The following is a 24982-nucleotide window of genomic DNA, read 5'->3' as shown; positions in this document are numbered from 1 at the left end:
GGCGACCATCGCCGCGGCCTTCTTTTTTCGATTCGGAGCAATGTCGACACGACCATGGGCGTTTTCCTGCCGGCTTTCCTGAAGCGCCGGGCGCGCGAAGCCCCATGGCCGGAGCGGCTGGACCTCGATACGCATTCCGTCCCCCTGTCCTTCCGCGAGCATCCGACCGCCAAGCGGCTCATCATGCGCGTGACGCCGGCCGGGGGCATCGTCGTCACCATGCCCAGGCGCACGGCGCGCCGCACGGTGCTGGAGTTCGTGGAGCGGCACAGGGGCTGGGCCGCCAGCCGGCTGACCGAGCGCCGGCCGCCCGGTCGTATCGCGGATGGCGGCAGCCTGCCCTTTCGCGGCGGCACGCTGCTGCTGGTCCACCGGCCATCCATTCGCGCGACGCGCTTGCGGCAGGCGGATGGAGAAGGTCCGGTGCTGGAGGTCGGCGGCGAGGCGGCCTTCATGGGCCGTCGCGTGCGAGACTTTTTGGCGCGGCAGGCGCGGGCCGACCTTATGGACGCGGTGGCGCGACACGCCACGACGGTGGGGAAACAGCCGCGCGCCATCGCCATCAAGGATACGGTCAGCCGATGGGGGTCCTGCACGGCGGACCGGCGGCTGTCCTTCTCGTTCCGCATCGTCATGGCGCCGCCTTCCGTGCTGGATTATCTGGCGGCACATGAGGTGGCGCATTTCGTGCACATGAATCACAGCGCCGAGTTCTGGGCGCTGTGTCGCGCGCTATGCCCCCACACTCAGGAAAGCCGGCGCTGGCTTAAGGCAGAGGGAACGGCCCTGCAGGCCATCGAGTTCATTCCCGCAGAAGGCTGAACAAGGCGCGGCGAGCACGCGATACGGGGGTTTACCTGCAGCCGTTTCAGCGCGATAAGCGGGTCGCGTGCCCATGACGATGGGCGATGATCATCTCTGCATGGAAGGACGAAGCGGCCGTGCGCCATCCGCGCATCAAGATCTGTGGCCTCCGGACGACGGAGGCGGTGGACGCCGTCCTGCGCCGCGGCGGGCCGGAGGTCGGCTTCGTCCACTTTCCGCGCAGCCCACGCCATCTCCCGCTGCCGGAGATGGCCGCGCTGCGCGCTTATCTGGGCGACAGGGCCGCCGTCAGCATCGTGACGGTGGATCCGGACGACGCACTTCTGGCGGCGATCCGCCGGGACGTTCGGCCCGATACGATCCAGCTTCACGGGTCCGAGACGCCCGAACGCGTGGCCGAGATCGGCCGGCGCACGGGACTTGCCGTCATGAAGGCACTGTCCGTGCACGACGCACGCGACATCGCGGCCGTGGCGTCCTATCGTGGCAGCGCCGACCGCCTGCTGCTGGATGCGAAGGCTCCGAAGGGCGCCGCAATGCCCGGCGGCAACGGTGTCACCTTCGACTGGACGCTGCTGGCTGGGCTTCCCGCGGGGCTCGATTACATGCTGTCCGGCGGCCTGACGCCCGACAATGTCGGTGCGGCCATCCGTCAAGCGGCGCCTCCCGGGCTGGATGTCTCGTCCGGCGTGGAAAGCGCCCCCGGCATCAAGGATATCGGCCTTATCGACCAATTCTTCGATGCGGTCCTGGCCGCATTGCAACCTCATGAAGGAAGGCGGGCGTCATGAACGAACAGCTCAAGCCCAATACCCTGCGCGGCGGACCGGACGCCGAAGGCCTGTTCGGCATCTATGGGGGCCGCTTCGTGGCCGAAACGCTGATGCCGCTGATCCTGGAGCTGCAGCAGGCCTACGAGGACGCGCGCAACGATCCGGAATTCCAAGCCGAACTGAATAACCTGTCCACCCATTACGCCGGGCGCCCGTCGAAGCTGTATTTCGCGGAGGGGCTGACGCGCCATCTGGGTGGCGCACGCATCTTCCTGAAGCGGGAAGACCTCAACCACACCGGCAGTCACAAGATCAACAACTGCCTCGGCCAGATCCTGCTGGCAAAGCGCATGGGCAAGACGCGCATCATCGCCGAAACGGGAGCCGGCCAGCACGGCGTCGCCTCGGCCACGGTCGCGGCGCGCTTCAACCTGCCCTGCGTGGTCTATATGGGCGCGACGGACGTCGCCCGGCAGGCGCCGAACGTCTTCCGGATGAAGCTGCTGGGTGCCGAGGTCAAGCCCGTCTCGGCCGGCCACGGCACCCTCAAGGATGCCATGAACGAGGCTCTGCGCGACTGGGTCACCAACGTGCAGGACACCTACTACCTCATCGGCACCGCCGCCGGCCCGCACCCCTATCCCGAGATGGTGCGCGATTTCCAGGCCGTGATCGGCCAGGAGGCACGCGCCCAGATGCTGGAGCAGGAGGGCCGGCTGCCCGATGCCATCATCGCCGCGGTGGGCGGCGGCAGCAACGCCATCGGCCTGTTCCACCCCTTCCTGGACGATCCGGACGTCGCGATCTACGGCGTGGAAGCCGGAGGGCGCGGCCTCGACGGGCAGGAGCATTGCGCCTCGATGACGGCCGGCAGCCCGGGTGTGCTGCACGGCAACCGAACCTATCTGCTGCAGGACGGCGACGGCCAGATCCTGGAAGGGCATTCCGTGTCCGCCGGCCTGGATTATCCCGGCGTCGGGCCGGAGCATTCCTGGCTGAAGGATACGGGCCGGGTCTCCTACGTACCGATCCTGGATACGGAGGCGCTGGAGGCCTTCCAGCTTCTGACGCGGGTTGAGGGGATCATTCCGGCGCTGGAATCCGCCCATGCGATCGCGCAGGCGATGAAGCTCGCGCCTGCGATGGGGCCGGACAAGACCATCATCGTCAATCTTTCGGGCCGCGGCGACAAGGATGTCCATACCGTCGGCACGATGCTTGGCGTGGAGCTTTGAGGATTTCAATGACGACGCGTATCGAAGCCCGGTTCCGGAAACTCAGCGGCGAAGGCCGCCCCGGCCTCGTCACCTTCATCATGGCGGGCGACCCGGACGGCGACACCACCCTGTCGGTCATGCGGCGCCTGCCGGAGGCGGGCGCCGACCTGATCGAACTCGGCATGCCCTTCTCGGACCCGATGGCCGATGGCCCCGCCATCCAGAAGGCGGGACTGCGCGCGCTGAAGGGCGGCGAGACCCTGCACCGGACACTGGACACCGTACGCCGCTTCCGCGAGGGCGACGGCGATACGCCGGTGATCCTGATGGGATATTTCAATCCGATCTACATCTACGGCGTCGACAGCTTCGTGGCCGATGCGCGCGCGGCGGGCGTGGATGGGCTGATCGTCGTGGACCTGCCGCCCGAGATGGACGCGGAACTGTGCCTGCCCGCCATCGAGGCCGGCCTGAACTTCATCCGGCTCGCAACCCCCACGACGGACGAAAAGCGCCTGCCGGCCGTACTGCGGAACACATCCGGCTTCGTCTACTACGTCTCGATCAACGGAATTACAGGCTCGGCGGCGCCCGATACGCAAGCCGTCGCCCGGTCCATCGCACGCATCAAGGGGCAGACCGATCTTCCCGTGGCCGTCGGCTTCGGCGTCCGTACCGGCGCGCAGGCGGAGGCGCTGGGCCGGGTGGCCGATGCCGTGGTGGTGGGCTCGGCGCTGGTGGCCGCCATCGAGGCGGCGGAGGCCGAGGGCAAGGATCGCGATGCGGCCGCGGATGCCGTTCTGGATGTCGTCCGCGACCTGTCCGCCGGCGTCCGGCGGGCCCGGCTTGCCTTCGCCTGAATTGGCGACGATATGAAGCGACAGAGATCGATCGAAGGAACCTTCGTGTGAACTGGATCACCAATTACGTTCGCCCAAAGCTGACCAGCCTGCTCGGTCCCCGCGAGGTGCCCGAGAACCTGTGGATCAAATGTCCCGAAACGGGCGAGATGGTCTTCCGCAAGGATCTGGAAGCCAACCAGTGGGTCGTGCCCTCGTCCGGCGTCCACATGAAGATCAGCGCCCGCGAGCGGTTGCAGGCCTTCTTCGACGACGGCGCCTTCGACACGGTCGACCTGCCCAAGGTGCCGGTGGACCCGCTGAAGTTCCGCGACTCCAAGCGCTATACCGACCGTCTCAAGGAGTATCGCTCCAAGACCGGCCTGGAAGACAGCATCCTCGTGGCTACCGGCGCCATCGAGAGCCAGCCGATCGTGGCCGCCGTGCAGGATTTCGCATTCATGGGCGGCTCTCTCGGCATGGCCGCGGGAGAGGCCATCGTGACGGCCGCGCAGAAGGCCGTGGAGCTGCACAGGCCGCTGGTGCTGTTCGCCGGCTCAGGCGGCGCGCGGATGCAGGAAGGCATTCTGTCGCTGATGCAGTTGCCGCGCACCACGGTGGCGGTGGACATGGTCAAGGATGCCGGGCTTCCCTACATCGTCGTCTTGACCAACCCCACCACGGGCGGCGTCACCGCATCCTACGCCATGCTGGGCGATGTCCATATCGCCGAGCCGGGGGCCCTGATCGGTTTTGCCGGCGCCCGCGTGATCGAGCAGACGATCCGCGAAAAGCTGCCCGAAGGGTTCCAGCGCTCCGAGTACCTCATGGAGCACGGCATGGTCGACATGGTCGTCCATCGCCATGAGCTGAAGCCGACCATCGCCCGGTTGCTCAAGATCCTGATGCATGTGCCCGTCGCGCCGGCCCAACCCGCCCTGCCCGCGCCGGAAGCCGCCTGAACGCCCTGCGAAGTACCGGACATGACGGACGATACCCTGGCGGATGCCGAAATCGCTGCACTGATGCTGCGGCATCCCAAGGGCTTCGACCTGTCGCTCGACCGTATCGCGCGGTTGCTGGACGCGCTCGGCAACCCGCAGGACAGGCTACCGCCGGTCATCCACGTGGCCGGCACCAACGGCAAGGGCTCCACCATCGCATTCGCCCGCGCCATGCTGGAAGCCGAAGGGCTGGCGGTGCATGTCCACACGTCCCCGCACCTCGTATCCTGGCACGAACGCTACAGGCTGGGGCGACGCGGCGCAGCCGGCCGGTTCGTGGACGACGCAACCCTTGCGGCCGCCATTCACCGGGCCGCGACCGCCAATGACGGCGCCCCGATCACCGTCTTCGAAATCCTCACGGCCGTGACCTTCCTTCTCTTCTCGGAGCACCCGGCCGACGCCGCCCTGGTGGAGGTGGGGCTCGGTGGGCGCTTCGACGCCACCAACGTCATTCAGCGGCCGGCGGCCGCGCTGGTTTCGACCGTCTCCCTCGACCATCAGTCCTATCTCGGCGACCGGGTGGAACTGATCGCGGCGGAAAAGGCCGGCATCTTCAAGAACGGGTCTCCGGCCGTCATCGGCCAGCAGGGCGACGATGGCGCCCTCGATGCGTTGCGCAGGCGGGCGGCCGGCGTCGGCGCGCCGACGACGATCTATGGCGAGGATTTCCTGGCCTATGAAGAGCACGGGCGGCTGGTCTTCCAGGATGCGGACGGGCTGGTGGACCTGCCCCTGCCGCGCCTGCCGGGCCGGCACCAGCTGGCCAATGCGGCGCTGGCCATCGCGGGCTTGCGCGCAGCCGGTTTCACCCTGCCCGATCCGGTCCTGGAAGCCGGCGTCACGGCGGCGGAATGGCCGGGCCGCCTGCAGCGCATATCCAGCGGGCCCTTGTTCGAGCTGGCCGTGCCGGGCGGGGAGTTATGGCTGGATGGCGGGCATAATCCCGGCGCCGGCACGGTGGTGGCCGAGGCCATCGCCGAGATGGAGGACAGGAGCCCGAGACCGCTTTTCCTGATCGCCGGCATGCTGTCGACGAAGGATCCGGTCGGCTTTTTCGAAGCCTTTGCCGGGATGGCGCGCCATGTCTTCACCGTGCCGCTGCGCACGTCCGACGCCGGGCTGTCGCCCGACGAACTGGCCGACGCCGCCTACGACGCAGGGCTGGAAGCCGAACCATGCGACAGCGTGGAGCAGGCCATCCGCCTGATCTCCACCGGATGGAGCAGCCGGCCGGCGCCGCGGATCGTCATCTGCGGGTCGCTCTACCTTGCCGGAGAGGTCTTGCGGGCAAGCGGGCTTTCACCGCGCTGAACCGTCCTCTGCCGGCGTATAGACCCATACCCGCGCCGGCGGAATGTTCCTCCAGACGATGTCGGACGAGGAAACGGAGAAGCGACCGGCGATCGGCTCGATGGGGGGCTTCCAGAGATAGGATAGCTGGGTGAGGTTGCCGCCCGGAGCCAACCGCCGGAGATAGCGCTGCAACAGTGCCTGCCGCTCGCCCTGGCGCAGGTTGACGATGGGGATCGCCAACAGGATCGTGGCGAATGTCTCGGCCCCGCCGTCGCCGAGCGTCTTGTCGAGGTCGAAGCCATCGCCCTCGATGATGTCGACGCGGGGGAAGCGCGCCTTCAGCGCGGCGGCGAACTGGCTGTCATATTCGATGGAAACGATCCGCTCCGGCTCTACCCCGGCGCGCAGCAGCGCGCGCGTTACGGCGCCGAGGCCGGGTCCGAGCTCGAGGATGCGGCCGGTGTTCCCGATCGCTGACCGAGCCACCATCTCGTCGCAATAGGCCGTCGACGAGGCCGCCACGGCCCCCATCTTGAGGGGGTGTTTCAGCCATGTCCCGAGGAAGCGGGCCCAGTCGCCCCTGTTCTCTCCCATTCGCCCGGCCTCATGGGCCTCATTGCTGTTCCGTTCGCTCATCGGGCAAGCGGCTCCTGTTTCGACACGGTTTGAACGGCTATTCAGGCCGAGGCTGCGGCATCGGCGGCAATTTCGCGGCGATAGACGAAGACGCGCGCCGGCGGCAGGTTTCGCTTCACGAATGCGGCGCATTCGGCCGTGGCATCGATTCGCGCGGGGCGCACGGGCGGCGCCAGCGCATAGGTGAACTGGATGAAGGGCGCGCCGGGCGCCATCAACGCCAGGTGCCCGCGCAGCGCCTGCTCGCGCTCGTCCTCGGGACGGGCCATCAGGGGCAGGCTGGACACGATGGCGGCCACGCTGCGCCCGGCCAAGGCGCGTTCCAGCGCGGCGCCGGGGCGATAGGCATCGCCCTCCACCACGGCCGCGGCGGCATGGCGAGCACGCAGGAGCACGCAGAAATCGCGCGAGTATTCGACGAGGACCAGGTTGGCTTCGGGCACGCCATGCTCCAGCAGCGCGCGCGTGACGACCCCTGTTCCGGGCCCCAGTTCAAGCACGACCTGTCCCGGCGCAAGGGCCGAGGACGGCACGGGGCGCGCCATTGCGGCGCACAAGGCGCGCGACGACGGGAAAATGGAGCCGGTAACCAGTGGCTTGCGGAACCACCCCGCCAGGAATTTTGCCTCGTCGACGCCACGTCGGCGCACGGAGGGAGAAACTCCTTGTTTGGATTGCATCGGTACCGCTTCCGCCCGTTCCGGCCGAGCGTCCGCCCGGCTTTCTCGTGCGGGAGAGTAGTCATTCGGAACCCTGGCGAAAGTGAATTTTTCGCAAGCGCCCCTGATTGTCCGTTCAACTGTCGCCGAGGCCGCCGAGGAATTCCTTCATGCGGGAGAAGAAGCCGGTGGACTGGGGCGAATTCTCGGTTGAGGAGATTTCCTGGAACTCCTCCAGCAGTTCGCGCTGGCGGCGCGACAGGTTCTGCGGAGTCTCGATCGTGACTTGGATGAAGAGATCGCCCACCTGGCTCGATCGAAGAACGGGCATTCCCTTGCCCCGCACGCGGAACTGCGTGCCCGCCTGGGTGCCTTCCGGCACCTTGACGCGGTTGTTGCTGCCGTCGAGCGTCGTCACCTCGAATGCGCCGCCGAGCGCGGCGGACACCATGGAAATCGGAACCTTGCAATAGAGGTCCGCGCCGTCGCGCTGGAATATCTCGTGGTTGCGCACCGAGAGGAAGATATAGAGGTCGCCCGATGGACCGCCGCGCAGGCCGGCCTCGCCCTCTCCGGCAAGGCGGATGCGGGTTCCGTCCTCGATGCCGGCCGGGATGTTGACCGAAAGGTTCCTCTCTTCCGGAAGGCGGCCGGCGCCGCCGCATTTGCCGCACGGATCGCTGATGATCTGGCCGTTGCCGTGGCAGGTGGGGCAGGTCCGCTCGACCGAGAAGAACCCTTGCGAGGCCCGGATGCGCCCGGCGCCGCCACAGGTGGGGCAGGCGCGCGGCGAGGTACCGGGCTTGGCGCCGGTGCCCGTGCAGACTTCGCACTGGATGGTGGTGGGCACGCGGATTTCGGCCGTCTTGCCGCTGAAGGCTTCCTCCAGCGAGATTTCCATGTTGTAGCGCAGGTCCGAGCCGCGCTCGCGCCCGCTATTGCTCGTGCGCCCGCGCCGCTGGCCGTGCATCTGGCCGAAGATATCGTCGAAGATGTCGGCCATGGACGAGGAGAAATCCGAGCGGAAGCCGCCCGCGGCGCCACCACCGTTCTGGAAGGCGGAATGGCCGAAGCGGTCGTAGGCCGCGCGCTTTTGCGGATCTTTCAGGACCTCGTAGGCCTCGCCGATCTCCTTGAACTTCTTTTCCGCTGTCGTATCGCCCGGATTCTTGTCCGGGTGGTACTGCATGGCGAGCTTGCGAAATGCCGACTTGAGAACCTTGTCGTCGCATGTCCTCTCGACACCGAGCATTTCGTAGTAATCGACCTTTACGGACACTTGAGCACCAACCCACGATTTTAAGTTGTCGAAATAGGACGAAAGCCGCGTAACGGGCCTTGCCCTGATTTAAGCATTGGCGGCGGCGCTTGCTACAGGCGCGGTGCTGCCAATCGGCAACTTCGTTCAAGAAAAGGGCCCCGGTCTTGCGACCGGGGCCCCGATTTCAGCCTGCGCGAAGTCCGCTCAGGCGGACTTCTTGCGATCGTCGTCCTTGACCTCTTCGAAGTCGGCGTCGACGACGTCGTCCCGGCCATCGGAGGAGCCGGCCGGCGCCTCTTCGCCGCCGGCGGCGGCCTCGGCCTGCGACGCCTCGTACATTGCCTGGCCGAGCTTCATCGAGACTTCCGCGAGACGCTCGCTCCTGGTCTTGATGGCTTCGGCGTCGGCTTCGTCCTTCTCGAGCTCGGCCTTGAGATCCGCGATCGCATCCTCGATGGACTTGCGATCATCGGCACCGACCTTGTCGCCGTAATCCTTCAGCGACTTCTCGGCCGAATGAACGAGGCTTTCGCCCTGGTTCCGGGCTTCCACGCCGGCACGACGCTTCTTGTCGGCTTCGGCATTGGCCTCGGCGTCCTTCACCATCTTCTCGATATCGGCATCGGAAAGGCCACCGGACGCCTGGATGGTGATCCGCTGCTCCTTGTTGGTGCCCTTGTCCTTGGCCGATACGTTGACGATGCCGTTGGCGTCGATATCGAATGTCACCTCGATCTGCGGCACGCCACGCGGTGCGGGCGGGAGACCCTCCAGGTTGAAGCGGCCGAGCATCTTGTTGTCGGCGGCCATTTCGCGCTCGCCTTGGTAGACCTGAATGGTCACGGCGTTCTGGTTGTCCTCGGCCGTGGAGAAGACCTGGCTCTTCTTGGTGGGTATGGTCGTGTTGCGATCGATCAGGCGGGTGAACACGCCACCCAGCGTCTCGATGCCCAGCGACAGCGGCGTCACGTCGAGCAGCAGGACGTCCTTGACGTCGCCCTGCAACACGCCGGCCTGGATGGCGGCGCCCATGGCCACGACCTCATCCGGGTTGACGCCCTTGTGCGGCTCCTTGCCGAAGAAGTTCTTCACGACTTCCTGGATCTTCGGCATGCGCGTCATGCCGCCCACCAGGACGACTTCGTCGATGTCGGCCGCCGTCAGGCCGGCATCCTTGAGCGCCGACTTGCAGGGATCCACCGTGCGCTGCACGAGATCCTCGACGAGGCTCTCGAACTTGGAACGGGTCAGCTTGAGCGTCAGGTGCTTGGGCCCGGAAGCGTCTGCTGTGATGAAGGGCAGGTTGATCTCGGTCTGGGCGGCAGAAGACAACTCGATCTTGGCCTTCTCCGCAGCTTCCTTCAGGCGCTGCAGGGCAAGCTTGTCGTTCTTCAGGTCGATGCCCTGATCCTTCTTGAACTCGGTCGCCAGGTAATCGACGAGGCGAAGGTCGAAATCCTCGCCGCCGAGGAAGGTGTCGCCGTTGGTCGACTTCACCTCGAAGACGCCGTCGCCGATCTCGAGGATGGACACGTCGAACGTGCCGCCACCCAGATCGTAGACCGCGATCGTCTTGCCGTCGTTCTTCTCCAGGCCATAGGCCAGCGCGGCCGCCGTCGGCTCGTTGATGATCCGCAGTACGTCCAGGCCGGCGATCTTGCCGGCGTCCTTGGTGGCCTGGCGCTGGGCGTCGTTGAAGTAGGCCGGAACGGTGATGACCGCCTTCTCGACCTTCTCGCCCAGATAGGCTTCTGCCGTCTCCTTCATTTTCTGAAGGATCATGGCCGAAACCTGCGACGGGGAATATTTCTGGCCGAGGGCCTCGACCCACGCGTCGCCATTGTCGGACCGGACGATCTTGTACGGAACGAGGTCCTTGTCCTTCTGCGTCAGCGGATCGTCGTAGGTGCGGCCGATCAGGCGCTTGATGGCGAAGAGGGTGTTTTCCGGGTTCGTGACGGCCTGCCGCTTGGCGGGCTGGCCGACGAGCCGCTCGCTGTCGTCGAGAAAGGCGACGATCGATGGCGTCGTGCGCGCACCCTCGGCGTTCTCGATGACTTTCGCGTTCTTGCCGTCCATGACGGCGACGCAGGAATTGGTGGTGCCGAGATCGATGCCGATCACCTTGGCCATGGGTGTCTCCTTCTTGAGCGAACTGCCCGGACCCTCGTTGAGGCGTTCCGCGCGGCGGTTCCTGGTGAGTTATCCATACGGGTGCCGCGCGCCCGGCCCGCAAGAGGCGGTCGCGCTGGCTGAGGGCTATATATGAACGGGCCTTGGCGGACGCAAGGCGCTGGATCACATCCTGTTTACGAGCCGGCGGTCAGCCGCCGAAGAGGCCCCGGAAGAGGGAACGGTCGGATGCGCGGCCCCCCTGGGCGGGGCCTTCCAGCACGGCGTCCGGAGGAAGCTGATCCTGGCGGACGACACGCGCCGGCCCTTCCAGGACATCGCCCGAACCCTCTCCGTAGACGGGGGGCGGGCCGCCGTAATACCCGTCGCCATACGGATCCTGCCGCGCCTGCTGCTGCGGCATCGGTGCGCCGGGCGGCGGCGCCACGGATGCCGCGGAACCGGCTGCCGGCTGTTCGTAGCCGCCGCCCGCCTGCATCTCGGCCTGCGAAGGCGGCTGGTTCGGCATCATGTTGCCGTACTGGTCGAGAAGGTTTCCGTATTCGTCGACATAGGTGGCGCGCGGCGCTTCGCCGCCGCCCTGCACCGGCTGCCCTCCCTGCACGGGCAGACCGCCTGCGCCGGGTTGATTCGCGGCCATCGGCACTTCGCCATGTTCGCCCCCGATCACGTAGTTGCCAGGCAGGGGCGTCGGCGGCAGCCCCTCATGCGCGACCTTCATGTAGGCCTTCCAGGCATCCGCGGGGAGCGAGCCGCCCGTCACCTTGCGCATCGGCTTGCCGTTGTCGTTGCCGAGCCAGACGCCGGTGGTAAGGTTGGCCGTGTAGCCGACGAACCAGGCGTCCTTGAAGTCCTGCGTCGTTCCGGTCTTGCCGGCGACCTGCCAGCCGTCCAGCGCGGCGCGGCGCCCCGTACCGGACGTCACCACCCGGGTCAGCATCGCGTTCATCATTCCGGCGATGTCAGAGGTGACGATGACGGGCGGAACCTCGGACGGACGCTCGTACAGCACTTCGCCGTCCACCGTGGTCACCCGGTTCACCAGATGCGGCGTGGCGCGATAGCCGCCATTGGCGAAGGGTGCGAAGGCGCCCGTCAGTTCCACCAGCGACACTTCGGCCGTTCCGAGTGCGATGGACGCGTTTTCGGCCATGGGCGACGTGATCCCCATGGAGGTCGCCGTCTCGATCACCGTCTTGGGGCCGAGCTCCGCCGTCAGCGCCGCCGCCGTCGTGTTGAGCGACTGGGCGACGGCCTGCGCCATCGTGACCGGCCCGCGGAACTTGTTGTCGTAATTGGACGGCGACCAGTTGCCGATATGAACCGGCTGGTCGACCATCATGCTCTCGGGCCGCCAGCCGAATTCCAGGGCCGTCTCGTAGACGAAGGGTTTGAAGGCGGAGCCGGGCTGGCGGCGCGCATCGACGGCGCGGTTGAACTGGCTTTCGGCATAGTCGCGTCCGCCGACGATGGCGCGGATGGCCCCGGTACCGTCGATGGACACGAGCGCGCCTTGCGTGACGTTCTGGGTGGCGGTGTCCACCGTGTGCCGGATCGCCTCCTCGGCGGCCTTCTCGAGCGGCAGGTCGATCGTCGTCTCCACGATGACGTCGTCCTTGATCTCCTCGCCGACGAGACCCTTGATGTCCCGCATCACCATGTCGGCGGCGTAATGCTCGGCCCCCGTCCAGAAGCTCTTGGGCTTCGTCGGCTCCTCGGACAGCGCGGCCTTGTACTCCGCCTCCGTGATATAGCCGGCATCCAGCATGGCGCTCAGCACCACGTCGGCCCGCGCCTTGGCGGCCTCCGGATTGCGCACCGGGTTCAACGTCGAGGGCGCCTTGAGAAGGCCGGCCAGCATGGCGGATTCGCTCAAGGTCAACTCGCTCGCATTCTTGTCGAAATAGCGCCGTGCGGCAGCCTGCGCGCCCGTCGCACCCGAGCCGAAGAAGACCCGGTTCAGGTACATTTCGAGGATCTGGTCCTTGGAGAAGCGCTGTTCCAGCCACAGTGCCAGGATCGCCTCCTGCACCTTGCGGCGCAGGGTCTGCTCCGGCGTCAGGAAGACGTTCTTGGCCAGCTGCTGCGTCAGGGTCGAGCCGCCCTGCACGGTGCCGCCGGCCGTGAAGTTGGTGACGGCCGCGCGGACGATTCCCACCGGGTCGACGCCGAGATGCGAATAGAATCGCCTGTCCTCGATGGCCATCACGGCCTTCGGCAGATATGGGCTCATCTGGTCGAGCGCCAGCGCCTCGCCGCCCGTGACGCCGCGATTGGCCAGGAGATCGCCCGATACGGACACGATCCGCACGTTGGGCGGACGGTCCGGCACGACCCAGGCTTCCTGTGGCAGCGTCATGGCGAAGTAGCCGACCACACCGGCCGCCGCGATCATGCCCCAGAAGCCGAGCATGAAGAGAAGGTTGGCAAGCCGTGCCAGCGGGGAACGCCGGCGACGCGTCCTGCGGCCGCCGCGGCCGCTGCCACCGCCACCGCCGCCGCGCGGAGGCTTGCGGGAGGCCTTGCGCTCGCCCCGGTCCTTGCGGGAGGCTCCGGGCTGGACGGCACGGTCGTCCGCCGATACGCGGAAGCCGTCGCTCCCGCGCGTCTCCCGGGAATCCCCGAAAGTCGGCTCGATCCGTGGCTCCTTCCGTCCCAGACCCATGGCTACCCCTTCGACACGATTGAAATTGCCTGCGCCGACAAGAGGCGCGACCTTCGCGTTGCAGCGTAAATATGGCGGTTTAACGGGTCGTTATCGAATGACCAAGCCGGCTGTTGCCGCCGGGCCACGCATGTCGCACAATCAAAAGTTCCATGAGGAGTTTGAGGAGGAGCATTAGTGCTTATGAGATCCATTACCCGTCACGCCGTCGCCCTGATGGCGCTGGTTGCCGCCGGTGCGGCCCCGGCCGCTGCGCAATCGGAGTTTCCGACGCAACCGGTGACGATGGTCGTTCCCTTCGCGGCGGGCGGCTCGACCGACCTCGTCGCCCGTATCGTCGCGCAGCGAATGAGCCAGGAGCTCGGGCAGCAGGTGCTGGTGGACAATCGCGGCGGCGCCGGCGGGATGCTGGGGGCGACGGCGGTCGCACAGGCGCAGCCCGACGGCTATACGATCCTGATGGGAACCATCGCGACGCACGCGCTCAGCGCCTCGCTCTACGCCAACCCGCCCTTCGACCCGGTCGAGGATTTCGACCCGGTGGCCTGGCTCGTGACGGTGCCGAACGTCCTGACGGTCAACCCGCAGTTCCCGGCCCAGAACGTCGAGGAGCTGATCGCGCTCCTGAAGGAAAAGCCGGGTGAATATGCCTATGCTTCGTCCGGCAACGGCACGCCGCTGCATCTGTCCGGCGAGCTCTTCAAGTCGATGGCGGGCGTCGACATCATTCACGTGCCGTATCAGGGCTCCGGCCCGGCGCTCGTGGACGTGATCGGCGGCGCGGTGCCGATCTCCTTCGACAATCTGCCCTCCTCGACCGAACCGATCCGCTCGGGCCAGCTTCGTGCGCTGGCGGTCACCACCAAGGAGCGCGCACCGAACTTCCCGGATATTCCGACCATGGAAGAGGCCGGGGTTCCCGGCTACGAAACCAACAGCTGGAACGCCCTCTTCGCTCCGGCCGGCACCCCGCCCGAGGCGATCGCCCGCCTCAACGAGGCCGCCAACAAGGCGATCCAGGATCCGGAGGTGCAGAAGCGCCTTGCCGAGGTCGGCGCGCAGATCGTCGGCTCCACGCCCGAGGAACTGGGCGAGCACGTGAAGACCGAGGTCGAGCGCTGGAGGCCCGTCGTAGAAGCCTCCGGCGCGCGGATCGAGTAGACAGGCGCATCACCACGCGGACGGGCGCACCAGTGCCCGTCTGGCCGACAAACGGGAAGACACATCATGTCCACATCCTCCACGGGCCGCATCGAGACCGCCAGCGCCAGCCGCTATCTGCAGCAGCTCTGCAAGCACTGGGCGCACAAGTTCGACGTCACCTTCGACGAAAACCAGGGAACGGTTCCCTTTCCGAACGGCGCCGTCGCCCGTCTTTCCGCCGACCCGGAGGGCCTGACGATCGCCGTCGACGCCCCGGAGCCGGAGGCGCTGGAGCGGATGAAAACCGTTATCGTCGAGCATCTCGACCGTTTCGCGTTTCGCGAGGCGCCCTTGAAGGCAGACTGGAGCTGAGCGCCGCGCCCTTTACAGGCGCACGGCCCGGACCATTTCGACAAGGGTGGCTTGAAGGGGCCATGGGGCCGCAACAGAGGGCAGGCAGGACATGACGATACCGACCGATGATCGTGAAGACATTTCCCGCAACATGGAATCCCGCTTCCGAACGGAGCTGCACGAGCATTGGAAGGCCTATGCCTTCCAAGGCGTGCTGCTGCTGGTGGTCGGCGTCCTGGCGCTGATGGCGCCGCTTGCCGCCACCCTGGCTTCCACCCTGTTCTTCGGCTGGCTGCTGATCATCGGCGGCGTCATCGGCATCGTCGCCGCCTTCCAGGCGCGCCGGCATTCCGGCTTCTGGTCCAGCCTCGCCCTTGCGGTTCTGGTGACGATCCTCGGCGCCGTCATCGTCTACGATCCGTTCGCCGGCGCGGTCACGCTGACCTGGATGCTGGCCACCTATTTCGTGCTCTCGGCCTTCCTGGAGTTCGCTCTGGCCAGGGCCGTCCGCTCCGGCAGCCGGGGCGGCTGGTGGGCGCTGGTGCTGACCGGCATCCTCAACCTCGTGCTTGCCGCCCTGCTGGTGCTCGGCCTTCCCGGCACCGCGGTCTGGGCGGTCGGCGTCTATCTTGGCATATCCTTCATCTTCTCGGGCGTCGGCCTTCTGTTCGCGGCCCTCGACGCGCGGCGCGGCGCACCCTCCGCCTGATGCCGGCTCAGACGTGCTGGCCGCCATTGATGTGGATTTCCGCGCCGTTGACGTAGGACGACTGCCCGGAGCACAGGAAATAGATGATATCGGCCACTTCGGCGGTCTTGCCGAGGCGGCGAAGGGGGATCGTCTCGACGATCTTCTCCGTGCCCGGCGACAGGATCGCTGTATCGATCTCGCCGGGGGCGATCGCGTTGACGCGTATGCCGGCCGGGCCGAAGTCGGCAGCCATCTCGCGCGTCAGCGAGGCCAGGGCGGCCTTGGACGTGGCATAGGCCGTCCCCGCGAAGGGATGCACGCGGCTGCCGACGATGGAGGTGACGTTGACCACCGATCCCCCGGCGGCATGCAGTTCGGAGTAGAGGCCGCGCGCCAGCATGATCGGCGCGAAGAAATTGACCTGGAACACGTCGCGCCAGACATGCATCGGCGTCTTGATGGAGTCCATCCGCTCGCCGCCCTTCATCTTGGGCGAGATGGCGGCATTGTTGACGAGGGCCTGCAGCCGGCCGCCATTGGCTTCCAGCCGCCGCCGGATTTCGGACACCGCATAGCCGACATCTTCCGGATCGGACAGATCGACGCGGATGTGGTCTTCGGGCCCCGCCGGCCACGGGCAATCGGCCGAGAAATCTTGCCGCGAACAGGTGATGACGCGCCACCCCTCCCGAGAGAAGCGTTTGACGGTCGCGTGGCCGATGCCGCGCGACGCACCCGTCAACACCAGCGCGGGGCGTGCATCCTTGATCTCGCTGTCCGTCATGCTCGGTCCCCGCAGGCTCGTATCCAGGAGTGCTTTAGATGGTGAGGCCCATCGTGAAAAGCCATTCGATGGGCATTGTCTTTGACGCCGATGCATGAAAAGCCCATCTCTGCCCGGATAATCCGATGACCTGTCGAAAGCTCGCCATGCCGTTCCGCCGCGCCGTCCTTGCCGCCATACTGACCTTTGCGATAGCCGCGCCGGCCGCGGCCCTGCCCGACCTGAAGGACTGGCCGGCGATCGCGACCGCGGCGCAGGGCGGCACGGTGCGCCTTGGCCTTGCCGGCGGAAGCGCGGGGCAGCAGCGCTTTCTCGACTGGGCCGGCGGCGAGCTCGAGCGGCTCTACGGCATCCGGCTGGAGATCGTGGATTTTCCCTCGCAGCGAACGCTGCTCGACGCGCTCGGCGCCGGGGACGAATCCGGCATCGACATGGCCGCGCTGGGCTCGCGCGCGGTGGCCGAGGCGCGACGCACGCAGCTCCTGCCCGAGCGCTACGCCTACAGGTTGCCGAACTGGCATTTCGTCGACAGGGCGGGCACGCCTTCCGTCATCATCGCCGCAGGGCTGCCTACCCATTACAGCGCCGTCCCGTGGGGCAAGCGCAGCCTGACGCTCTACGCCAACGGCGCGGCAACGGCGTCGCGGCCCGATTCGCCGGCCGCCCTCCTCACCTACGCCCGCGCCAATCCCGGCCGGTTCGCCTTTCCAGATCCGGCCACCCCTGCCGGGGCGGCCTTCGTGGAAGAGGTCCTGCGCAGCCTTGCCGAGGACCCGTCCGTGCTGGATCGGCCGATCGCGGCTGCCGACGCCGACGCCGTCGCCGCACCGCTTTTCGCCTGGCTGGACGAAATCCGCCCGTTGCTTTGGCAGGAGGGGCAAAGCTTTCCGCGTTCGGAAGCCGAGGCGCGCGACCTTCTCGCACGCGGCGAGGTCGACATGATCGCCGATTTCAATCTGCTGGCCGGTGCCGCCGGAAGGGCCGGCGGAAGATGGCCCGAGGGCGTGGAAGGGTTCGGTTTCGCCAATGGCGAAGTGACCGATACCCATTTCCTGGCGGTGGCCGCCGATGCCGCCGCCCCGGAAGCCGCTCTCGTGGCGGCGGATTTCATGCTGTCTCCCGTCGCGCAGATCCGAAAGGCCGATCCCGCCATGTGGGGCGACGCCACGATCCTCGATCCTTCCCGCCTGCCACAGCAGGAAGCGCAGGATCTGCGCGCCCTGATGCGCAGCGGGTCGCCGCGCATGTCGGGCCTGGCCATCCCGCGACCGCACTACAGCTGGATGGAATGGCTGGACGAGCGGGTCCCGGAGCATCTGGCAGCCCGATGATCCTGCAGGAAAAGCTGCCCGTAGAGGCGGTTCTGGCGGATGTCGAGGCAGCGTTGCGCACGGTGCGACGCGCGGTGCTGGTAGCCCCGCCCGGCGCCGGCAAGACGACCATGGTGCCGCTGCACCTGATCCGGCAGCCGGACCTTGCGGGGCGCATCATCCTTGTCCAGCCCCGGCGCATCGCCGCACGCGCCGCGGCAACCCGCATGGCCTCGCTTCTGGGCGAGGCGGTCGGCGAAACGGTCGGCTGGCGGATGAGGCTGGATACACGGGTCTCCGCCGCTACCCGCATCGAGGTGGTGACGGAAGGCGTCTTCACGCGGCTGATCCTGTCCGATCCCGAGCTTTCGGGCGTTTCCGCCGTGCTGTTCGACGAATTCCACGAGCGCTCCCTGGACGCCGATTTCGGACTTGCGCTCGCGCTCGACGTGCAGGCCGCCCTGCGGGAAGATCTTGCGATCCTGGTCATGTCGGCGACGCTGGACGGCGCGCGCGTCGCCACGCTGCTGGGCGACGCCCCGGTCATCGAAACGCTGGGCCGGAGCTTTCCGGTGGACATACGAAACCGCGACAGGAACGGCACGGAGCGTCTCGAGGACGCCGTCGCCGACGTCGTCCGTCAGACGCTGCGCGACGTGCCGGGGAGTATCCTCGCCTTCCTGCCCGGCCAGCGGGAGATCGAGCGGGTGCGCGAACGGCTGGAAGGATGCGTTCCGCCGGACGTCATGCTGGCACCGCTTTACGGCGCGCTGGCGACATCCGACCAGGACCTGGCAATCCGCCCGGCACCGCCCGGCCGCCGCAAGGTGGTTCTGGCCACGTCCATCGCGGAAACCTCGATCACCATCGACGGCGTCACGGTGGTCATCGACAGCGGCCTTGCGCGACGGCCCGTGTTCGAGCCGGCCAGCGGCCTGTCGCGGCTGGAGACCGTGCCGGTATCGCGCGCCGCCGCGACGCAGCGGGCCGGCCGCGCCGGGCGAACCGGGCCGGGCACGGCCATCCGACTCTGGCGTGCGGAACAGACGAACGCGCTTCCGGCTTTCGATCCGCCTGAAATCCTGTCCACGGATCTGTCCGGCCTGCTCCTCGACTGTGCGGCCTTCGGGGTCGGGGATCCGACCGAGCTGCGATTCCTCGATGCGCCGCCCAAGCCGGCGCTTGCCGAAGCCCGTCTTCTGTTGCGCGAACTCGGCGCCCTCGATGCCGATGGCCGGCCGACGGAAATCGGACGCGAACTGAGGCAGGTGGGGCTGCCGCCGCGCCTCGGCACGATGGTCATCCGCGCCGGCGCGGGCCAGCCGCGCCGCCTCGCGGCGGAGCTGGCCGTTCTTCTGACCGAGCGTGGCCTGGGCGGCAACGACCCGGACCTGGCGGAGCGGCACCGGCGCTGGCGCACCGATCGGTCCCCGCGTGGCAACGCCGCGCGCGGCCTGGCCGAACGCCTGGCACGGCAGGCCGGCGCGCCCGGCGACATCGAGGATGCCGATGCGGGACGCCTGCTGGCCGTCGCCTATACCGACCGCGTCGCGGTGGCGCGGGGGGCGCATGGCCACTTCCTTCTGGCCAGCGGACGCGGCGGCCAGGTGGATGCCGCCTCCACGCTGGCCGCGTCGGCCGGGCTGGTGGTGGCCGAACTGCAGGGACAGGCGCGAGCCGGGCGCATCACTTCGGCCATCGGCCTTGACCGCCGGCAGCTTGCGGCCCTGGCGGAAGAGCGCGCGGTCGACGAGGATATCGTCCTTTTCGACGCGGCGTCCGGTGCCGTCCGCGCGCGGCGGGTACGCCGGATCGGCCGGGCCGTTCTATCGGAATCCCCCCTTCCGAATCCGCCTGCGGGCCAGGTCCAGGCGGCGCTGGCGGAAGCGATCCGTCAGGAGGGCATGCGGCTGTTGCCGCTGGACAAGGATGGCGAGCGGTTGCTGGAGCGCCTGCGTTTCCTGCACGCCTCGCTGGGGGAGCCGTGGCCGGATCTGGCCGAAGCCGCACTCATGGAACGGCTGGACGAATGGGTCATGGCCTTCCATCCGGATGCGACCCGCCTGTCGGACCTGCGGCCGGAGCGGCTGCGGCAGGGCCTCATCTCACTTCTGCCGGGTCAGTTGGCCCGGCAGGTCGACGAATTCGCGCCATCGCATTACGAGGCGCCCACCGGATCGCGCTTGCCTCTGCGCTACGAGCCCGAGCAGGTCGTTCTGGCGGTGCGTGTACAGGAGATGTTCGGCATCACGCGGCACCCCGCCATAGCCGGCGACAGGGTGCCGCTGACACTGGAACTCCTGTCGCCGGCCCATCGCCCGATCCAGATCACGCGCGACCTTCCCGGTTTCTGGGCGGGCTCCTGGCGTGAGGTGCGCGCCGACCTGCGCGGGCGATATCCCAAACATGTCTGGCCCGAGGATCCGGCCCTCGCCGCGCCGACGGCGCGGGCGAAGCCGCGAGGCAATTAGGACGTTTCCACTCCGAATTTCCGCACACGCAACCTCCAGGTGTGTTTTCACGTTGTGAAACCGTGCCTTACGCGTGGGAGAAGTTCCGTATGAATGTGGAGACGCCAGCTAGGGAGTTGCGTGGCCCCCTCGCCGCAGCCGGAGAGCGCAAGATCATGCTGGTCGACGAAGACCATGGTTTTGCGGCCCGCCTGTCGCGGGGGCTGGAGCAGCGGGGCTATACCCCGGTTCTGGCGGGCAGCTTCTCCGAAGCGCAGAAGGAAATCGCCTCCACCCCTCCGGCGATGGCGGTGATCGACCTTCGGCTGGCCGGAGGCAACGGGCTGGATCTCGTGGAGGACCTGCATCGCCGCCGCAAGGACAGCATGATCGTGGTTCTGACCGCCTATGGCAACATCGCCACGGCAGTCGCGGCGGTCAAGCTGGGCGCCGTCGACTATCTATGCAAGCCATCCAGCGCCGAAGAAGTAGTTTCGGCACTCACGCAGCGCGGTGAGAAGCGCCCCACGCCCCCCGACAATCCCATGTCGGCGGACCGCGTGCGATGGGAGCATATCCAGCGCGTCTTCGAGCTTTACGGGCACAATGTTTCCGAAACCGCGCGCCGCCTGTCCATGCATCGGCGTACGCTGCAGCGGATCCTGGCCAAGAACGCGCCGCGCTGACCCGCAGTCAATCCGCGATCTCTTCCCGGGAGCCCGTCATATAAGGATTTGCCGCCCACTCCGCCTGGAGCAGCCGGTTCGCCGCCAGGGTTGCGAACCGCAGCGTCAGCGCCTTTCGCGTCGCCGGCGGCATGCGATGCGACGGCGCATCCCGGAGGATTTCGGCGCCGTAGCCGTCCGACAGGATCAACCCGCAATCCTGCGGAAAGATGTCGATAGGAACGTCCGGGTGCGTCGCAAAGAACAGGCGGTCGCAATGCAACCGGTAGTCCGGCCATTTGCGATCGACCCGGAAGTCCGCGATCGACGTCTTGATCTCGACGATCGAGAATTCGCCCTTCGCCGACAGGCAGACAAGGTCGGCGCGCCGGCCCGAGGCCAAGGGCATCTCCGGCAGGACGGACAGGGCCTGCGCCATCATCAGCCGCTGCACGCCCCGCCGCACCAGCATGGCGCGGTCCGATTGCCGCCCGTCGAGCAGCGGCTGATAGGGGACGGACGAGACTATGGGCATGCGAACCTGGCTCCGGCAACGCGGCTGTGCCCGCATCGCAACAAACGTTTGTTAACCATCATGCGTTAGGCTTGCGCCAATTGCCAGTCGGGGAACGAGGGCATATCGGTGGTGACAGCCAGCCGGTGTCGTACAGCTTTACCCGGCACGGCCTGCCTCGACCGGACTTCTCGATGACGACCCACTCTACCCTATCCGTTTTCGCCGTTGCCGCCCTGGCGCTCGGCCTCGCCGGCTGCACCACCTCCGGCGACCGCGCAGCGATCAGCGGCGATTCGCCGGTTGCGACGGCCTATGCATCCACCGACAACGCCATCCTGGATGGCGGCCCCCTGGGGCCGGTCGATCCGCTGGCCTATGCCGCCGTCCAGGACGGCGGATTCAACCTGCCGGCGATTCCGGTCGAGAAGATCGATCCGCGTTTCCTGCGCCAGCGTGTCGTCTACGACGGCATGGGCTTCGCACCGGGCACCGTCGTCGTCGATACGGGCGATCATTTCCTCTACGTCATCGAGTCGCGTGGCACGGCCATGCGCTACGGCATCGGCATCGGCAAGGCCGGCTTCTCCTGGTCGGGCGAAGCCTATGCACGCGACAAGCAGCATTGGCCGAAGTGGTTTCCGCCGAAGGAGATGATCGAGCGCAGGCCCGAACTTGCGCCCTACGGCAATGAAGTCGGCATGAACCCCGGCCTGCAGAACCCGCTCGGCGCCCGCGCCGTCTATCTGTGGCAGGGCAACAAGGACACGCTGTATCGCCTGCACGGCACGCCGGAATGGTGGTCGATCGGCAAATCCGTTTCGTCGGGCTGCATCCGGCTCATCAACCAGGATGCCATCGATCTGTACGAGCGCGTGCCGCTGCAGGCGCGTGTCATCGTGCTGATGCCCGGCGAGACGCTGGCCCAGAAGCGCGTTGCGGAAAACCGGAAAGCCCAGGCAAGCTGATCGTGCAACACTGAAGTTTCGAGGCGGGGGACCGCCATGGCCGGGTGCTTCGGGGGAGGCGCCCGGCCTTTTTTTTCCGGACTGCCGCCTGCCTCCGCCCTTACGGCGCAAACGGGTCGTATGTGCCGAAATTCCAGAGATGGCCCTCAAAATCCCGGCACGAGAATTCCCGGCTTCCGTAAGGCTGGTCGTGCAGGGGGATGACGATCTCCGCGCCGGACGCCGTCACGCGTTCGAACAGGGCGTCGGCATCCTTGACGACGATGTAGGGGCTTTGGGTGACGCCGCCGGCTTCGTCCGGCGTGATCTGCATTTCGCCGAAGGCGTCGTCGCGCACGCTGCCCAGCATGATCATGCCGCCGCCGAGCGTCAGCTCCGCATGGGCGACGACGCCGTCATCGTCTTCCATCACCATTTCGACGTTGAAGCCGACGACGGCCGACAGCCAGTCGATGGCGCCCTGTGCGTCCCGATAGCGCAATGTCGGAATGATGGTGGAAACCATGCCGCGAACCCCTCCCGCGTTTGTCGCATGCGGGAGGGTAGTCTGTTTTTCGCCCTGATTGAACAGGCCCGAATTATGCGCGGGCGGCGGCCTTCTTTTCGAGGCGGCGGCGGTGCAGGACGGGCTCGGTGTAGCCGTTGGGCTGTTCGCGTCCCTTCAGGACCAGGTCGAGCGCCGCCTGGAAGGCAATGGACCCCGCATAGTCGGGGGCCATCGGTTCGTAGGTCGCATCCGATGCGTTCTGCCCGTCGACGACGCGCGCCATGCGCTCCATCGTCTCCACCACCTGGTCGCGCGTCACGACGCCATGGTGCAGCCAGTTGGCGATGTGCTGCGAGGAGATGCGGCAGGTGGCGCGGTCCTCCATCAGGCCGACATCGTTGATGTCGGGCACCTTGGAGCAGCCGACGCCGGAATTGATCCAGCGGACGACGTAGCCGAGGATGCCCTGCGCGTTGTTGTCGAGTTCGGCCTGGATGTCTTCCGGTGTCCAGTTCGGACGGACGGCAACCGGAATGGTCAGGATATCCTCGAGGCTGGTGCGGCTCTTGCCTTCCAGCTCTGCCTGGCGCTCGGCCACGTCCACCGTGTGGTAATGCGTCGCATGCAGGGTCGCGGCCGTCGGTGACGGAACCCAGGCCGTGTTTGCGCCGGCCTTCGGATGGCCGATCTTCTGCTCAAGCATGGCGGCCATCAGGTCGGGCATGGCCCACATGCCCTTGCCGATCTGCGCATGGCCCTTGAGCCCGCAGGCCAGGCCGGTATCGACGTTGCGATCCTCATAGGCCTTGATCCATGTGGACGCCTTCATGTCGCCCTTGCGGATCATCGGGCCCAGTTCCATCGACGAGTGCATCTCGTCGCCCGTGCGGTCGAGGAAGCCGGTGTTGATGAAGACGACGCGCTTGCGCGCCGCACGGATGGCTTCCTTGAGGTTGACCGTGGTGCGGCGCTCCTCGTCCATGATGCCCATCTTCAGGGTATTGGGCGCAAGACCGAGGATGGTTTCGACGCGGGTGAAGATCTCGTCGGCGAAGGCGACCTCGTCCGGCCCGTGCATCTTGGGCTTGACGATATAGACCGAGCCGGCGCGCGAATTGCGCTCGCCGCCCTGCTTCTTCAGGTCGTGCATCGCGATCAGCCCGGTGAAGAGCCCGTCGAGCATGCCTTCCGGCGCTTCCGATCCGTCGGCCAGAAGGACGGCCGGGTTGGTCATCAGGTGGCCGACATTGCGCACCAGCATCAGCGAACGTCCGGGCAGTACGAGGGTGCCGCCGTCCGGCGCGGTGTATTCGCGATCCGGGTTGAGACGGCGGGTGACGCTTTTGCCGCCCTTCTCGAAAGTGTCGGAAAGATCGCCCCTCATCAGGCCGAGCCAGTTGCGATAGATGACAACCTTGTCGGCCGCATCGACGGCGGCGACGGAATCTTCGCAATCCTGGATCGTGGTCACGGCGCTTTCCAGGACAACGTCGGAAATGCCCGCCGGATCGGACTGGCCGATCTGGGATGTCGGGTCGATGACGACGTCGCTGTGCAAGCCGTGGGTGACGAAGAGAAGGTTGCTCGGCTGGCTTGCCGAGCCACGATATCCGGCGAACTGGCCGGGGCTCTTCAACCCGGTCGCGCCGGATTCCAGCCTGACCGTGAGGGCGCCGTTTTCGATGGAGAAGCCGCGCGCGTCGTTCCACGACGCATCGTCGAGCGGAACCGACCCGTCCAGGAAGGCGCGTGCCCAGGCGATCACCTTCTCGCCACGGACGGGGTTGTAGCCCCGGCCCTTTTCCGCGCCGCCCTCTTCGGCGATCGCATCGGTGCCGTAGAGCGCGTCGTAGAGCGAACCCCAGCGTGCGTTCGCCGCATTCAGCGCATACCGCGCGTTCATGACCGGCACGACGAGCTGCGGTCCGGCCACCGAAGCGATTTCAGGATCCACATTGGCGGTCTCGACCGAGAAGGCCGGCCCCTCGGGGACGATGTAGCCGATCTCGCGCAGGAAGGCCTCATAGGCGGCTCCGTCCACGGCGCCGCCCTTGTGGGCCGTGCACCAGGCATCGACGCGCGCCTGCATGTCGTCGCGGATCTGCAAAAGCTCGCGGTTGCGCGGAGCGAGATCGCCGAGGAGCCCGGCGAGGCCCTCCCACAGCCGGTCGGCGTCGACGCCCGTGCCGGGAAGTGCTTCCTTCTCGATGAAATCCTTCAGCTCGGAATCGACCTGCAACCCGGCCACCGCGACATAACTCGACATGAATGCTCCCTTCCGCAAGCTCCTCTGCGGACGCCATCGGCC

22 protein-coding genes are annotated in these 24982 nt (G+C 67.1%); 13 read left to right on the top strand and 9 right to left on the bottom strand.

The genetic code is table 11. The annotated features are described in order from the left end of the window. The first annotated feature begins 54 nt into the window (after nt 1-54). From NDN16_RS19685 to NDN16_RS19660, 6 genes are all read left to right on the top strand, one after another. A complete protein-coding gene (locus NDN16_RS19685) occupies nt 55-822 on the top strand; it encodes a M48 family metallopeptidase (protein WP_251115155.1) in 768 nt (255 codons plus the stop codon). 86 nt (nt 823-908) lie between these two features. Next, a complete protein-coding gene (locus tag NDN16_RS19680; protein ID WP_251115154.1) occupies nt 909-1616 on the top strand; it encodes a phosphoribosylanthranilate isomerase in 708 nt (235 codons plus the stop codon). Beyond that, the gene (gene trpB, locus NDN16_RS19675) at nt 1613-2833 is read left to right on the top strand and encodes a tryptophan synthase subunit beta (RefSeq protein WP_251115153.1); all 1221 of its coding nucleotides are present in this window, start codon (nt 1613-1615) and stop codon (nt 2831-2833) included. The genes NDN16_RS19680 and trpB overlap by 4 nt, the downstream gene beginning before the upstream one ends. An 8-nt stretch (nt 2834-2841) precedes the next feature. Further along, nucleotides 2842-3675, top strand: coding sequence for a tryptophan synthase subunit alpha (gene trpA / locus NDN16_RS19670; protein ID WP_251115152.1), 834 nt, complete (start codon nt 2842-2844; stop codon nt 3673-3675). Nucleotides 3676-3722: 47 nt separating this feature from the next. After that, on the top strand, nt 3723-4616 hold the full coding sequence (gene accD / locus NDN16_RS19665; RefSeq protein ID WP_251115151.1) for an acetyl-CoA carboxylase, carboxyltransferase subunit beta: 894 nt from the start codon (nt 3723-3725) through the stop codon (nt 4614-4616). Nucleotides 4617-4637: 21 nt separating this feature from the next. Then, nucleotides 4638-5972, top strand: a complete 1335-nt coding sequence (locus NDN16_RS19660) for a bifunctional folylpolyglutamate synthase/dihydrofolate synthase (protein WP_251115150.1) — start codon at nt 4638-4640, stop codon at nt 5970-5972. Here the strand turns inward: NDN16_RS19660 and NDN16_RS19655 are convergent. The 5 genes from NDN16_RS19655 to NDN16_RS19635 form a co-directional block, all read right to left on the bottom strand. Continuing rightward, nucleotides 5961-6590: a class I SAM-dependent methyltransferase gene (locus tag NDN16_RS19655; protein WP_251115149.1), complete on the bottom strand. Its 630-nt coding sequence runs from the start codon at nt 6588-6590 to the stop codon at nt 5961-5963. The two genes, NDN16_RS19660 and NDN16_RS19655, sit on opposite strands and share 12 nt — an antisense overlap. A gap of 41 nt (nt 6591-6631) precedes the next feature. Continuing rightward, on the bottom strand, nt 6632-7240 hold the full coding sequence (locus tag NDN16_RS19650) for a class I SAM-dependent methyltransferase (protein ID WP_251115148.1): 609 nt from the start codon (nt 7238-7240) through the stop codon (nt 6632-6634). Nucleotides 7241-7385: 145 nt separating this feature from the next. Then, nucleotides 7386-8528, bottom strand: a complete 1143-nt coding sequence (gene dnaJ / locus NDN16_RS19645; protein ID WP_353050239.1) for a molecular chaperone DnaJ — start codon at nt 8526-8528, stop codon at nt 7386-7388. Between the two features lie 186 nt (nt 8529-8714). After that, nucleotides 8715-10643, bottom strand: coding sequence for a molecular chaperone DnaK (dnaK, locus tag NDN16_RS19640; RefSeq protein WP_251115147.1), 1929 nt, complete (start codon nt 10641-10643; stop codon nt 8715-8717). Nucleotides 10644-10833: 190 nt separating this feature from the next. After that, the gene (locus tag NDN16_RS19635; protein ID WP_251115146.1) at nt 10834-13308 is read right to left on the bottom strand and encodes a transglycosylase domain-containing protein; all 2475 of its coding nucleotides are present in this window, start codon (nt 13306-13308) and stop codon (nt 10834-10836) included. A 183-nt stretch (nt 13309-13491) separates the two neighbouring features. Here NDN16_RS19635 and NDN16_RS19630 point away from each other — a divergent pair, with 183 nt between their 5' ends. From NDN16_RS19630 to NDN16_RS19620, 3 genes are all read left to right on the top strand, one after another. Continuing rightward, nucleotides 13492-14469 (top strand): Bug family tripartite tricarboxylate transporter substrate binding protein, encoded by a 978-nt coding sequence (locus tag NDN16_RS19630; RefSeq protein WP_435301137.1) that lies wholly within the window; start codon nt 13492-13494, stop codon nt 14467-14469. A gap of 66 nt (nt 14470-14535) precedes the next feature. Continuing rightward, entirely contained in the window at nt 14536-14823 is a 288-nt protein-coding gene (locus NDN16_RS19625; protein ID WP_251115145.1) for a DUF2218 domain-containing protein, read from the top strand. 91 nt (nt 14824-14914) lie between these two features. Then, nucleotides 14915-15514 (top strand): HdeD family acid-resistance protein, encoded by a 600-nt coding sequence (locus tag NDN16_RS19620; protein ID WP_251115144.1) that lies wholly within the window; start codon nt 14915-14917, stop codon nt 15512-15514. Between the two features lie 7 nt (nt 15515-15521). Here the strand turns inward: NDN16_RS19620 and NDN16_RS19615 are convergent, their stop codons facing one another. Beyond that, nucleotides 15522-16280 carry an SDR family NAD(P)-dependent oxidoreductase gene (locus NDN16_RS19615; protein ID WP_251115143.1) on the bottom strand — a complete coding sequence of 253 codons (759 nt, stop codon included), beginning with the start codon at nt 16278-16280 and terminating at the stop codon, nt 15522-15524. A 125-nt stretch (nt 16281-16405) separates the two neighbouring features. On the opposite strand from NDN16_RS19615, the gene NDN16_RS19610 reads away from it, so the two are divergent. From NDN16_RS19610 to NDN16_RS19600, 3 genes are all read left to right on the top strand, one after another. After that, nucleotides 16406-17611, top strand: a complete 1206-nt coding sequence (locus NDN16_RS19610; RefSeq protein WP_251115142.1) for an ABC transporter substrate-binding protein — start codon at nt 16406-16408, stop codon at nt 17609-17611. Continuing rightward, nucleotides 17608-20061: an ATP-dependent helicase HrpB gene (hrpB, locus tag NDN16_RS19605; protein ID WP_251115141.1), complete on the top strand. Its 2454-nt coding sequence runs from the start codon at nt 17608-17610 to the stop codon at nt 20059-20061. The genes NDN16_RS19610 and hrpB overlap by 4 nt, the downstream gene beginning before the upstream one ends. An 89-nt stretch (nt 20062-20150) precedes the next feature. Continuing rightward, nucleotides 20151-20726, top strand: a complete 576-nt coding sequence (locus NDN16_RS19600; RefSeq protein WP_285292860.1) for an ActR/PrrA/RegA family redox response regulator transcription factor — start codon at nt 20151-20153, stop codon at nt 20724-20726. Between the two features lie 7 nt (nt 20727-20733). Here the strand turns inward: NDN16_RS19600 and NDN16_RS19595 are convergent, their stop codons facing one another. Continuing rightward, on the bottom strand, nt 20734-21240 hold the full coding sequence (locus tag NDN16_RS19595; RefSeq protein WP_251115140.1) for an MmcB family DNA repair protein: 507 nt from the start codon (nt 21238-21240) through the stop codon (nt 20734-20736). A gap of 173 nt (nt 21241-21413) precedes the next feature. On the opposite strand from NDN16_RS19595, the gene NDN16_RS19590 reads away from it, so the two are divergent. Then, nucleotides 21414-22187, top strand: a complete 774-nt coding sequence (locus NDN16_RS19590) for a L,D-transpeptidase (protein WP_251115139.1) — start codon at nt 21414-21416, stop codon at nt 22185-22187. Nucleotides 22188-22287: 100 nt separating this feature from the next. On the opposite strand, the gene NDN16_RS19585 is transcribed toward NDN16_RS19590, so the two are convergent. Both NDN16_RS19585 and NDN16_RS19580 read right to left on the bottom strand, forming a co-directional pair. Then, on the bottom strand, nt 22288-22692 hold the full coding sequence (locus NDN16_RS19585; RefSeq protein ID WP_251115138.1) for a VOC family protein: 405 nt from the start codon (nt 22690-22692) through the stop codon (nt 22288-22290). Nucleotides 22693-22765: 73 nt separating this feature from the next. After that, nucleotides 22766-24940: a malate synthase G gene (locus NDN16_RS19580; RefSeq protein WP_251115137.1), complete on the bottom strand. Its 2175-nt coding sequence runs from the start codon at nt 24938-24940 to the stop codon at nt 22766-22768. Nucleotides 24941-24982 lie beyond the last annotated feature (42 nt).

The organism is Aureimonas altamirensis (genome assembly GCF_023702225.1).
GTDB lineage: Bacteria > Pseudomonadota > Alphaproteobacteria > Rhizobiales > Rhizobiaceae > Aureimonas > Aureimonas altamirensis_B.
The sequence above is the reverse complement of the archived record's forward strand: the minus strand, read 5'-3'. Positions and strand labels throughout refer to the sequence as shown.